Annotated in this window: 11 protein-coding genes and 1 pseudogene; 4 read left to right on the top strand and 8 right to left on the bottom strand. The window is 34.7% G+C overall.

The features are described from left to right. Positions 1–201 precede the first annotated feature (201 nt). Positions 202–1836 (bottom strand): transcription termination factor Rho, encoded by a 1635-nt coding sequence (gene rho, locus AB4865_RS03845; protein ID WP_372474431.1) that lies wholly within the window; start codon positions 1834–1836, stop codon positions 202–204. Positions 1837–2181: 345 nt separating this feature from the next. Here rho and AB4865_RS03840 point away from each other — a divergent pair, with 345 nt between their 5' ends. Beyond that, the gene (locus tag AB4865_RS03840) at positions 2182–2592 is read left to right on the top strand and encodes a DUF4293 domain-containing protein (RefSeq protein WP_372474429.1); all 411 of its coding nucleotides are present in this window, start codon (positions 2182–2184) and stop codon (positions 2590–2592) included. Between the two features lie 56 nt (positions 2593–2648). Here AB4865_RS03840 and AB4865_RS03835 read toward each other — a convergent pair whose 3' ends face one another. From AB4865_RS03835 to dnaN, 3 genes are read right to left on the bottom strand one after another with little or no spacing between them, the layout of a single operon-like run. Continuing rightward, entirely contained in the window at positions 2649–3323 is a 675-nt protein-coding gene (locus AB4865_RS03835; RefSeq protein ID WP_372474428.1) for an ABC transporter ATP-binding protein, read from the bottom strand. Positions 3324–3334: 11 nt separating this feature from the next. Beyond that, a complete protein-coding gene (pepE, locus tag AB4865_RS03830) occupies positions 3335–4033 on the bottom strand; it encodes a dipeptidase PepE (protein WP_372474427.1) in 699 nt (232 codons plus the stop codon). Between the two features lie 58 nt (positions 4034–4091). Next, positions 4092–5210 carry a DNA polymerase III subunit beta gene (dnaN, locus tag AB4865_RS03825; RefSeq protein ID WP_372474426.1) on the bottom strand — a complete coding sequence of 373 codons (1119 nt, stop codon included), beginning with the start codon at positions 5208–5210 and terminating at the stop codon, positions 4092–4094. 161 nt (positions 5211–5371) lie between these two features. On the opposite strand from dnaN, the gene AB4865_RS03820 reads away from it, so the two are divergent. Next, positions 5372–6061 carry a ComF family protein gene (locus tag AB4865_RS03820; protein WP_372474425.1) on the top strand — a complete coding sequence of 230 codons (690 nt, stop codon included), beginning with the start codon at positions 5372–5374 and terminating at the stop codon, positions 6059–6061. Between the two features lie 78 nt (positions 6062–6139). Here the strand turns inward: AB4865_RS03820 and rplT are convergent, their stop codons facing one another. The 4 genes and pseudogenes from rplT to thrS form a co-directional block, all read right to left on the bottom strand. Next, positions 6140–6484, bottom strand: a complete 345-nt coding sequence (gene rplT, locus AB4865_RS03815; RefSeq protein ID WP_372474424.1) for a 50S ribosomal protein L20 — start codon at positions 6482–6484, stop codon at positions 6140–6142. Between the two features lie 109 nt (positions 6485–6593). Next, on the bottom strand, positions 6594–6791 hold the full coding sequence (gene rpmI, locus AB4865_RS03810) for a 50S ribosomal protein L35 (RefSeq protein ID WP_372474423.1): 198 nt from the start codon (positions 6789–6791) through the stop codon (positions 6594–6596). 48 nt (positions 6792–6839) lie between these two features. Beyond that, positions 6840–7346, bottom strand: coding sequence for a translation initiation factor IF-3 (infC, locus tag AB4865_RS03805; RefSeq protein WP_372474422.1), 507 nt, complete (start codon positions 7344–7346; stop codon positions 6840–6842). Between the two features lie 101 nt (positions 7347–7447). Beyond that, positions 7448–9386, bottom strand: a pseudogene (gene thrS / locus AB4865_RS03800) (threonine--tRNA ligase). A gap of 192 nt (positions 9387–9578) precedes the next feature. Between thrS and AB4865_RS03795 the strand changes: the two are divergent. Both AB4865_RS03795 and AB4865_RS03790 read left to right on the top strand, forming a co-directional pair. Beyond that, complete coding sequence (locus AB4865_RS03795) at positions 9579–10424, top strand: hypothetical protein (protein WP_372474421.1); 846 nt, start codon at positions 9579–9581, stop codon at positions 10422–10424. A gap of 35 nt (positions 10425–10459) precedes the next feature. Continuing rightward, positions 10460–12250 (top strand): hypothetical protein, encoded by a 1791-nt coding sequence (locus tag AB4865_RS03790; RefSeq protein ID WP_372474420.1) that lies wholly within the window; start codon positions 10460–10462, stop codon positions 12248–12250. The last annotated feature ends 16 nt before the right edge of the window (positions 12251–12266 follow it).

Here is a 12266-nt window from a genome sequence, read left to right as displayed (position 1 = left end):
ACATTTCGTTCTTTTACCTATTGAATAAATTATTGATAAAATTTATAGTAAAAAGTTAAATTACAATTGTTTTATATTATATTTTCATTCAAACAATAAATTTCCTATGTGCATTATGTCAACTATTTTGCAACACGATTAATTTCGTCTTGACATAAAACAAAAACAGACCTCCTTTTTGGGAGGTCTGTGTTTAATTATTTATTCATTCATTGTTTGAAAAAATTCATCATTGGTGCGAGATTTTTTCAATTTATCAAAAATCAAATTCATTGCTTCTACTGGATTCATATCTGCAATATGTTTTCTGATAATCCACATTTTGTCAAGCACTTCTTTGTCTAACAGCAAATCATCTTTACGTGTAGAAGATGATGTCAAATCTACCGCCGGGAATACTCTACGATTAGAAATTCTACGGTCTAATTGCAACTCCATATTTCCTGTTCCTTTAAACTCTTCAAAAATCACATCGTCCATTTTAGACCCCGTGTCTGTAAGAGCTGTTGCTATAATCGTCAAGGAACCTCCATTTTTTATATTTCGAGCGGCACCAAAAAAGCGTTTTGGTTTTTGCAACGCATTTGCATCAACACCTCCTGACAACACTTTTCCAGAAGCTGGCTGTACCGTATTGTATGCACGAGCTAAACGCGTAATCGAATCCAACAAAATCACAACGTCCAATCCTGTTTCTACCAAACGTTTTGCCTTTTCCAAAATCATTTCAGCTAATTTCACATGACGCTCTGCTGACTCGTCAAACGTAGATGCTACTACCTCTGCTTTTACTGATTCTTGAATATCTGTGACTTCCTCTGGACGCTCGTCTATCAACAAAACAATCATATAAACCTCTGGATGATTGGCTGCTATAGTATTGGCAATTTCTTTCAGTAAAGTAGTCTTACCAGTCTTTGGTTGTGCCACAATCATTCCTCTTTGTCCCTTGCCTATCGGTGCAAATAAGTCAATCACTCGTGTAGAAAGCGACGCTCCTGGTGCTCCTAAGTTGAATTTTTCCGTGGGGAATATTGGTGTGAGATGTTCAAATCCTATTCTATCTCTGATTACATCAGGTGCATGTCCATTGATGGTTTTTACCTCCAATAAAGGGAAGAATTTTTCTCCTTGTTTTGGTGGACGCACGATACCACGTACTGTATCTCCATTTTTCAACCCCATTCTACGTATCTGAGATTGAGACAAATAAATATCATCTGGTGAAGTAAAATAATTATAATCCGAAGAACGCAAAAATCCTATTTCTTTGTCTTTTTGCACTTTGTCTTTGATAATTTCAAGTACCCCTTCAGTTTCAATAAGCCCTTCAAACTCATACGCTGAATCTCTATAATTGATTTTTACTGGGTTTTTACCAAAGCGATCTTCTTGTTCCTCGTCATTATGTTCAGTATCGTCGTCTGTTTCTTGCTCTGACTCTTCCTCTACATCAAACAAATCAGCATCTATGTCGTCAAAAGCATTTTCATCTTCCTCTTCTACAGGTAATGATTTTCTGACATAAGCTTTTTCTTCTTCTACTTCTTGTTCTTCTTTCTCTTCCGCTTCTTTTCTTACTCGACGCTTGGTATCTGTCTTTTGCTCACGATTAATTCTTGTGCGTTTTTCTTTTTTAGGACGCTGGTTTTCAGAAGATGATTCTTCCTTTTCAACCTTCTGCTCTGTTTGCGTAGAATTTTCGTTTGCTGCTTTAGTAATCAGATCTATCAAAACGCTTTTTGAGAAATTTTGAAAGTTTTTCAATCCCATCACTTTCGCAATTTCTTTTAATTCATCGCGTTTTTTATCATTTAATATTGATATATCAAACATATATTATTGAACTATTTTTCTTTTTTATGAAGTCAATTTATCTTTAAAACTATCAAAGTTGACTAAACTATATTTTAGGTAAAATTATCTTTTAGATACAAAATAGCATGTCTAATTAAGACCTTAGTTATCAAAATCAAATTTTTATAGTAAATTCAGATTAAAAATTGACATAGAAGTTATACACAGAAGTCTGTTTTACGTTAATCACATTAGTTTTGATTATGTAAAAAACTCAAAACAAATCGCTTCCGTTTTATTTACATTGCAATATTACAATTTTTTTGCATATCTATCACAATTTACACAAAAAAAATAATATATTTGCACTCTATTCAAAAAAATATGATACAAAGGATACAAACTGTTTATATGTTTTTGGCATTTGCTGTTGCTGGAGGCCTTTCATTGGTTATTCCTTTATGGACTTTGGCAGATGGCACTAGTTATATAGCTGGAATGAATACGTGGTACACTTTGCTATTTGCGAGTTCGGCTGCTTTGTCAATGTATGCCATTTTACAATATAAAAAGAGACAGACTCAATTTGTGGTAAACAGATTGAACATGATATTGAACTTTATTTTACTAGGATTGTTTGTATTTCGATCGCTAAATTTATCCGGAGAAACACAAGTTTCTGAGAAGGGTATTGGGATGCTTCTTCCTCTTGTTTCTATCTTTCTGTTAGCCTTTGCAAACAGAGCCATAAAGAAGGACGAAGATCTTGTAAAATCTGCCGATAGAATACGATAAAACCTATTATCTTAGTTTATTAGTGCGTTAAAAAACCTCCTATTTTAGGAGGTTTTTTATTTTCTTACTTCTTCTATAATTCTACCGTCTTTCATTACGAGTTTTCGGTCTGCCATATTAGCCAAAATTTCATTGTGTGTTACTATCACAAAGGTTTGACCCAATTGATTGCGTAGGTCAAAAAACAATTGATGTAATTTTTCAGCCGATTGTGTATCTAAATTTCCTGATGGTTCGTCTGCAAACACCACCGCTGGTTTGTTGATCAACGCTCTTGCTACTGAAACTCTTTGTTGTTCACCACCCGACAATTGCTCCGGAAAATGGTTTGCTCTATGCTCCAATCCCAGATGAGCAAGCAATTTCATTGCCTCTTCTTTACTCTCTTTTTGTTCTCTTCCAGCTATCATCGTTGGCAAAAGTACATTTTCTAATGCTGTAAACTCTGGCAACAACTGATGAAATTGAAAGACAAAACCCAAATGTTTATTGCGAAAATCAGACAAATCTTTTGTTGATAATCCTACTATTGATTGATTGTTGATTTCCAACGCTGTCTGAGTATCTTTGTCTGCTTCGGTCAATGTTCCTAATATATGCAACAAAGTCGTTTTTCCTGCCCCTGACGCTCCTACTATACTGACAATTTCTCCTTTTGCAACCGTCAAATCTATGTTTTTTAAAATTTGATTGTCTCCAAAGTGCTTGTTTATGTTTTTTGCTTTGATCATATCTCTAATTCTTATAAAGTGATTTTTCCAGGAGATATTTCAATAGGTTCTTTTCCTTGTTCAAACCATTTGGCAGTCAATTCGCCTTTCAACTGTATTTCATCTCCTTTTATTTCAATCCAACTCCCTTCTCTCAAACCAATTACAGGTTGAATATTATGTTTGTGAAATTCAAATATTCTTTCTTCTCTTGTTTCTCCTTTATGCTTACTATCAATCGGTTTGTCTAAAAAATGAGGATTGATATTAAAGGGCAACATTCCTAAGGTTTGATAACTTGGCACTTGAACAATCGGCATGTCATTGGTGGTGCCCATTGTCAAACCAACAATGTTACTTCCCGCTGAGCATCCTACATAGGGCGTACCTAATGTTAATTTTTCTTTCAATGGTGCAATCAAATCATTTTTATACAATTGCTGAACCAATAAAAATGTATTTCCTCCTCCAACAAAAATAGCTTGTGCGTTTTGAATTGCTTTTATTGGTTGATGAAATTCATGTAATCCAACAACTTTTTTTCCAATAACATTCAAAGCATTTTGCACCCTTTGAGTATATTCATCATGAGTAGCTCCACCCGCACGAGCGTATGCAATAAAAAGCACTTCATCTATTCCAGAAAAATGACACTCTATTTCTGGCAACAAATATTCCAAATAACCCGACCCATATACAGTAGAGGTACTGGCTGCAATAATATTTTTCATATAAAAAAATGGATATAAACAAGAAGCCTTGTGAGTTTTTCACAAGGCTTTTTTATTGTTAATTATTAAGCATCACTGGCATTACCAACATCAACACCTCTTCGCCTTCGTCCAAACCGTCAACAGGTGTAAGAATTCCAGCTCTGTTTGGCAACGACATTTCCAATTGGATATCGTCTGATTGTAGGTTGTTTAACATTTCAATTAGAAACTTTGAATTGAATCCAATCTGCATATCATCTCCATTGTAGCTACAAGTGAGACGTTCGTCTGCCTTGTTTGAATAATCCAAATCCTCTGCCGAAATATTTAATTCGCTACCTGCTACTTTCAAACGAATTTGATGAGTTGTTTTATTTGAATAAATTGCTACACGACGTACTGATCCTAAAAATTGCGAACGAGTAATAACCATTTTGTTTGGATTTTCTTTTGGAATTACTGTTTCATAATTTGGATATTTCCCATCAATCAACCTACAAATCAATGTGTAATTGTCAAATGAAAATCTCGCATTTGATTCGTTGTATTCTATCACCACTTCATCTTCAGTAACCAAATTATTTTTCAAAATATTCAATGGTTTTTTTGGCATAATAAAACTTGTTTCATGCTCTGAAACCACATCTTTTCTTGAATATTTTACCAATTTATGAGCATCAGTAGCCACAAAGACCATTCCTGCTGGTGAAAACTGGAAAAACACCCCTGACATCACTGGACGCAAATCGTCATTTCCTGTTGCAAAAATCGTTTTGCTGATAGCTGTAGCCAAAATCTCAGAAGAAATAGTAGCTCTCAATGGCTCTTCGATAATTTCTGCTTTAGGAAACTCATCTCCAGGCAAATATTTCAATGAATATTTACCAAAAGACGAACTAATTTCGATATCATTTGTCTCTTCGTTTACTACAAATGTCAACGGTTGCTCTGGGAAAGATTTCAAAGTCTCCAACAATAATTTTGCTGGAACTGCGATACTTCCGACACTTGTAGATTCTATTTCTAAAGTTGCTGTCATCGTTGTTTCCAAATCTGAAGCAGACACATGCAACTGATTTTCATTCAATTCAAATAAAAAATTATCTAAAATGTGTAATGTATTATTACTTGCGATTACACTTCCTAAAACCGACAATTGTTTTAGCAAATATGTACTTGATACTATAAATTTCATTAGATAAACGTTTTCTATTGCAAAATATTTAATGAACAAATATATTTATTTTTTTTACAACAAGCAATGTATCTGTCTTTTTTCTTTGGATTTTCAACAATATTAATCGTTTTTTGAGTAATTTTATAAATCTCTTTTTTCAATATAAAAATGATTGTTCAATGATTGCCCGCTTTTTACATATAATACATGATTTATTTTTCCCAAATACTTGTATAATTTGTGACAATCATTTGTTTGCTAATGAAAAGTTTATTTGCCCTAAATGTGATTCTGAATCTAATTGGATTCCGTCTTCAAACGACAATCTCGTCTATCTAAAAGAACGTTTTTTTGGTAAATTTTCATTTGAATATTTGATAGGGTTGATGACTTATGATCATGATGAAAATTCTAAAATACTTATTCATCATTTAAAGTATAAAAATCTGCCAAAAATTGGAGAACTGTTTTCAGACAAAACGATTGAGCTGTATGATAATCACCCCATTTTTCAACAAGCGGATTATCTAATCAAAATACCACTTCATCCTGATAAATTAAAAAAAAGAGGTTATAATCAATTGGATGGTTTTACCAAAAAAATCAGTCAACACTTTGATATTCCTATTTTAGAAAATCATATCATCCGTACAAAAAACACTATGGCTCAGGCGTTGAGAAATAAAAAAGAGCGATTAAAAAACAAAGATTTATTCGAAATAAAAAACAAAATAGATTTGAATGGCAAACACGTAATTGTGATTGACGATGTAGTGACTACGGGTACTACATTGACCCATTTTGTAAATGTTTTACAAAGTGAAAACGACTGCAAAGTCAGCATCTTGTGTATGGCGGTAGCAAAGTAATATTCTTAGAGACAAAAAAACCACCTTTCGAGGTGGTTTTGTATATTTAGTAAGTCAGAAACAGGTTTAACGAATGGTTTATTTTACTTTGTTTACGATAGCTGCGAAAGCTTCAGGGTGGTTCATTGCTAAGTCAGCCAAAACTTTACGGTTTAGCTCGATTCCATTAGCTTTTACTTTACCCATAAATTGAGAATAAGACAATCCGTGTAAACGAGCACCTGCGTTGATACGCATGATCCACAATGAACGGAAATTTCTTTTCTTTTGTTTTCTATCGCGGTAAGCGTATTGCATTGCTTTTTCTACCGCGTTTTTAGCTACTGTCCAAACGTTTTTGCGTCTTCCGAAGAAACCTTTAGCTTGTTTCAGAATTCTTTTTCTTCTTGCTCTTGAGGCAACTGCATTATTTGCTTTTGGCATATTTTTCTGTTTTTTTTGTAGTAAGGCGAGAGTAAGACTCTACTTTTGTTTTTACACGCCCACTCCAGGGTTATTAATTAAAATTTGTTAACCAAAGAATAATTGAAGATTAAACGATTCTCAATTGTTCTTTTACACTTCTTTCATCTGCTTTGTGTACCAAACCAGAGTGAGTTAAAGCTAATTTACGCTTTTTAGATTTTTTAGTCAAGATGTGACTTTTGAAAGCGTGTTTTCTTTTGATTTTTCCAGAGCCAGTAACGGTAAAACGCTTCTTAGCACTAGATTTAGTTTTCATTTTAGGCATCTTTTCCTACTTTTATTAATGTTCTACTTACTAAAATATTTTGCAAATTTATTGTTTTTTCTTTTTAGGTGCAATGAACATAGTCATTTTTTTACCTTCCAATACAGGCATTGCCTCTACTTTTCCAAATTCTTCAAGGTCTTGAGCCAATTTCAACAATAAAATTTGCCCTTGTTCCTTATAGATAATCGAACGCCCTTTAAAGAATACATAGGCTTTTACTTTCGAACCTTCTTTCAGAAATTTTTCAGCATTTTTCTTTTTAAAATCATAATCGTGTTGATCCGTTTGAGGTCCAAAACGAATTTCTTTCACAGTGATTTGTGCTGATTTAGCTTTTAGTACTTTTTCGCGTTTTTTCTGCTCGTACAAATATTTTTTGTAATCGATAATTTTACAAACAGGTGGTTCTGCATTTGGAGAAATTTCTACCAAATCCAACTCCTGCTCATCTGCCAGTTGCATGGCTTGAGCCAATTTGTAAACTCCTGGTTCTACATTGTCGCCTACAAGACGTACTTCCGGAACTCTGATTGCATTGTTTATTCTATGCAAATCTTTCTTTTCTTCGCGAGGATTATTACCTCTTCTACTATTTAAAGCTATGGTGATAAAGTATTATGCTTGTTTCCAAGCGGTTAAACATTTATTTCTTATTAAAACGATTTCAAGGATTTATTGATTTCTTCTTGAATCAAATCGATGAAATCTACTGTACTGATAGTTGTATTTGCCTTTCCTGCATTTCCTTGTGTTCTTACCGAAACTGTTTGAGAGTTTTCCTCCTCTTCTCCGATAATCAACATATATGGGAATTTGTTTAGCTCGGCTTCACGGATTTTCTTACCGATAGTTTCGTTTCTATCGTCAACTACGGCACGAATATCGTTATTTTCCAACAAATGTAATACTTTTTGAGCATATTTTTCATATTTTTCACTCAAAGACAAGATGATTACTTGTTCTGGCATCAACCACAATGGGAAATGTCCGCCTGTATGCTCCAACAAAATGGCAATGAATCGTTCCATTGATCCAAATGGTGCTCTGTGAATCATCACTGGACGGTGCAACTTGTCGTCTGAACCTTTGTATGTCAAATCAAATCGCTCTGGCAAATTGTAGTCCACTTGGATTGTTCCCAACTGCCAACTACGACCCAATGCATCTTTTACCATGAAATCCAATTTTGGACCGTAAAACGCTGCCTCTCCCGATTCGATTACATAGTTCAATCCTTTGTCCTTCGCCGCATTGATGATTGCATTTTCTGCCTTTTCCCAGTTTTCTACCGAACCAATGTATTTGTCTGGATTGTCTAAATCTCTTACAGAAACCTGTGCTGTAAAGTTTTGAAACCCAAGAGAACCAAACACATACAACACCAAGTCAATTACCTTCTTGAATTCTTCGTCCAATTGGTCTGGCGTACAGAAAATGTGTGCATCGTCTTGAGTAAATCCTCTTACACGCGTCAATCCGTGCAATTCTCCCGATTGCTCGTATCTATATACTGTACCAAATTCTGCGTATCTCTTTGGCAAATCTTTGTATGACCAAGGTTTTGCGTTAAAAATTTCACAGTGGTGAGGACAGTTCATCGGTTTCAACAAAAATTCTTCACCTTCTGCTGGCGTGTGAATCGGTTGGAAAGAATCGGCTCCATATTTTGCATAGTGTCCAGAAGTTACATACAATTCTTTTTGTCCGATATGTGGTGTAACTACTTGTTCGTAACCCGCTTTTTTCTGCTTTTCTCAAGAACTGCTCCAATCTATCACGCAAAGCGGCACCTTTTGGCAACCACAATGGCAACCCTTGCCCTACTCTCTGTGAGAAATGGAAGAATTCCAATTCTTTTCCTAATTTTCTATGGTCGCGTTTTTTAGCTTCTTCCAACAATTGCAAATATTCTGTCAAATCTTTTTGCTTAGGGAATGAAACACCATATACGCGAGTTAATTGTTTGTTTTTCTCGTCTCCTCTCCAATACGCACCTGCCACATTCATGATTTTGAATGCTTTGATGATTCCTGTATTTGGAATATGCCCTCCACGACACAAATCTGTAAATGTAGAGTGATCACAAAATGTAATCGTTCCGTCTTCCAAATTTTGAATCAATTCGGTTTTGTAGGGATTGTTTTTGTACAATTCCAAGGCTTCTGCTTTGGTAGCCGAACGCATTTTGAAATCGTGTTTTTCTTTTGCAATTTCCAACACGCGATCTTCGATTTTTTTGAAGTCAGCCTCAGTGATTTTGTCATCACCAAAGTCCACATCATAATAAAAACCTGTTTCAATCGCTGGTCCGATAGTCAATTGACTATTAGGAAATAGTTCTTGAATTGCCTGTGCCATTACATGCGAAGTCGAATGCCAAAAAGCTTGTTTTCCTTCTTTATCGTTCCATGTAAACAACACCAAACTTCCGTCGGTCACCAAAGGAGTGCTGGTTTCTACAATGATATCATTGTATTTTGCCGAAATCACATTTCGAGCCAACCCTTCACTAATGCTTAGAGCCACCTCATGCGGAGTAGTTCCAAAGGCAACTTCTTTTATAGAACCGTCAGGTAGTGTAACTTTTATCATACTTCTTTTGTAATGAGAAATTAAATTAGTGTGCAAATATAGGATTTTATCAATAAATTTTCAAAATAAAGTAAAAAAGTCATTGCTAAAAAATATTTTTTGACTTTTTTTAAACATTTCACCTCAATTAAATTATTTATCAGTAATTTTGCACTCAGAAATTTACTAATTGTAAACATTTTAAATAGTCGTATGAAAAAATCTTTACTTGTTATCGTATTTATTATGACGACTTTGGGGACTTATGCCCAAGTGGGTATTGGCACACTCAATCCAAATCAATCTGCCATACTTGATGTGGTTGCATACAATAAAGGTATTTTAATACCAAGAGTAACGCTTCAAGACACAACAGATATTACTACTGTACAAACTGCAAGCAATGGTACTTATGCAAATAGCCTTTTAGTTTTCAATACAACCAACAATGAAAACATTTCTCCAGGATACTACTATTGGTATGAGGACAAATGGCATAAAATCATAACTCAAACCGAGGTTTCTACAGAAGTTATTGAACAATTGATTTTGGAAAATCAAAAAACAATTGCTCTTGAAAATGGAAATTTCACTCAAGTTGTTGCTGCCATAGATTCAAACAATTTAAATCACACTACCTGGAAAACTAATGTTGACATTGCAAAAGGTGCTCTCAACAACGAATCGGCAAAATATGGTGTAGTAAAAGAAAAAGAAATCGCACCTACTATTTCAGTTAGTCAATCAGGAGAATTGGATTTGAACATTGAAAACATCAATAATATAAAAATCATCAACAACAACTATACTGTGTCTTTCGAAGATAGTATTTTATTGGGTAACGCAAGTACTTCTAATGTCAACCTTACTTTACCAAGTGCAATCAACAATAAAGGCAAAAGACTAATCATCAAAAAAGAAGACACAAACGAAGACTATTACATTACCGTAACAGGTAATATATTTGGAGTTCCTCAGGGATTATATACGGCTCTTCCTTTTTCAGGATGGGAATTTGTTTCCGATGGTACTCAATGGCGAATAGTAAATAAATTTTAATCAAATAATAATTCTTATATCACATATTTTACTTTATGAAAAAAATTATACTTACGGCGACAGTAGCTTTTTTCACAATATATTCTACTGAAACTTTTGCTCAACATGGTTTTGGTACAAACACCCCAGATAAATCTTCGGCTGTAGATATCGTTTCTACAAAAAGAGGTTTACTCATCCCTCGATTGAAATTGACAGCTACAACTGTTGCTGCTCCTGTAACCGAGCCCGCTCAATCTTTATTGGTTTACAACACCAATACTGCAAATGACGTTACACCAGGTTTCTACTATTGGGAAACAAACAAATGGGTACGCATCATGTCGAGCAACATTGACAAAACAAGCTCTGTAGTAAATAGTACAACTACCACTGTTACATCTGCTACTTCTACAAACAACCCAAACAATACAGAATATAAAGTAGAAGTGGTAGAAAGTGCTTTACATTTGCAAAACATCGGTGGTTCATTAAATCCAAGTCAAATAAAATCAGGAACCAACAATCAAGTTTTGGTTACAAAACAAACCTCAAACGGAACTTTGACTACCACTTGGGTAGACCCAAACGAAGTAATTGCTGAAGGTATCGTTGTTGGTGACGGATTGACTAAAAATGAAAACCAAATCTCTTTAGGAGGAAACATCGCTGGTGATGTTGCATTGAATGTTCAAAACACCGGCTCTATCAAAATCACAGGTTTGACAGATATGCCAAAGACAGGTACTGGTGCTTTTAACACTTGGTCAGACAAAATCATGGTTTTGAATCCTGATGGAACATTGAAACAAGCAAATGTAGCTGATATTATTAGCAACGCTATCGAAAACCAAACCATTACAGGTAAAAACCTTTCAAATGGAGACACTTCTATCACTGTTACTGGTGGCGATGGTTCTGTGTTAAAAGACGCTTCTATCAAAGTTAGCGATAGCGGTATTACTGCAGAAAAAATTGCTGATAACGCTGTAAAAACTGCTAAAATTGAAAACAAAGCGGTAACAGCTACAAAATTGGATGGTGGTACAGGAGAAGCTGGTCGTGTGGCAATTTCTGACGCAAATGGAAATGTTACCTACCAAACACTTTCTACTTCATTGGGAAAAACATTGACAACTGACGGAAAAATCGTTATTGGAAACAATGAAGATTCTTCATTGGCAAACGCTGTTTTGATTGACACTCACATCAAAATAAAAGCTAAATCGATCGGTTCTACTGAAATAACCAACGGCTCCATCCAAGCAGAAGACATCAAATCTGTTGGAAATTCAAAAGTATTGGTTACAGGTGCTGACGGAATAGTTCGATGGATTGACCAAACAGCTTTGAATAACACTGTTACTGCCAGCAATGGTCTAAACAAAAATGGAACAATAATCGAATTGGGTGGAACATTAAACAAAGCTACTACAATTATTACAGATGCAACAAATACATTGGCTTTAGCTGGATTACAAAAAGTTGATACAGAAAATAGCATTTTGGTAGTTGATAGTGAAAACAAAGTTCGCACTATAGCTCAATCTATAGCTGCTACTACAAGCAACACATTAAATGTTGTCTCTATCACAGATTATTCTGCGTATGTACAAGAAGTAAACATTTCGGCAACGGCAACTAATACTGATTACGACATTGTTTTACCACCTGCAACAGCCGCAAAAGGTCAAGTAATCAATATCAAATTGACTAATACAGTTGAAGTTGATGGATATGTAAACATCAAATACAACAACGAAATATTGACTTACGGTTCTCTACCATACCAAGGTTGGATTATCAAATCAAATGGGACAAATTGGATTATATTAGGTAGAAATTAACAAATGATTTTTATCA

Source organism: Capnocytophaga sp. ARDL2, assembly GCF_041530365.1.
GTDB lineage: Bacteria > Bacteroidota > Bacteroidia > Flavobacteriales > Flavobacteriaceae > Flavobacterium.
The sequence above is the reverse complement of the archived record's forward strand: the minus strand, read 5'-3'. Positions and strand labels throughout refer to the sequence as shown.

Coding starts and splice junctions, on each gene's coding strand:
- AB4865_RS03835 (WP_372474428.1), bottom strand. CDS start 3,323: ATGATCAAAGCAAAAAACATAAACAAGCACTTTGGAGACAATCAAATT.
- rpmI (WP_372474423.1), bottom strand. CDS start 6,791: ATGCCTAAAATGAAAACTAAATCTAGTGCTAAGAAGCGTTTTACCGTT.
- pepE (WP_372474427.1), bottom strand. CDS start 4,033: ATGAAAAATATTATTGCAGCCAGTACCTCTACTGTATATGGGTCGGGT.
- AB4865_RS03840 (WP_372474429.1), top strand. CDS start 2,182: ATGATACAAAGGATACAAACTGTTTATATGTTTTTGGCATTTGCTGTT.
- AB4865_RS03795 (WP_372474421.1), top strand. CDS start 9,579: ATGAAAAAATCTTTACTTGTTATCGTATTTATTATGACGACTTTGGGG.
- AB4865_RS03790 (WP_372474420.1), top strand. CDS start 10,460: ATGAAAAAAATTATACTTACGGCGACAGTAGCTTTTTTCACAATATAT.
- rho (WP_372474431.1), bottom strand. CDS start 1,836: ATGTTTGATATATCAATATTAAATGATAAAAAACGCGATGAATTAAAA.
- rplT (WP_372474424.1), bottom strand. CDS start 6,484: ATGCCAAAAGCAAATAATGCAGTTGCCTCAAGAGCAAGAAGAAAAAGA.
- AB4865_RS03820 (WP_372474425.1), top strand. CDS start 5,372: ATGATTGCCCGCTTTTTACATATAATACATGATTTATTTTTCCCAAAT.
- dnaN (WP_372474426.1), bottom strand. CDS start 5,210: ATGAAATTTATAGTATCAAGTACATATTTGCTAAAACAATTGTCGGTT.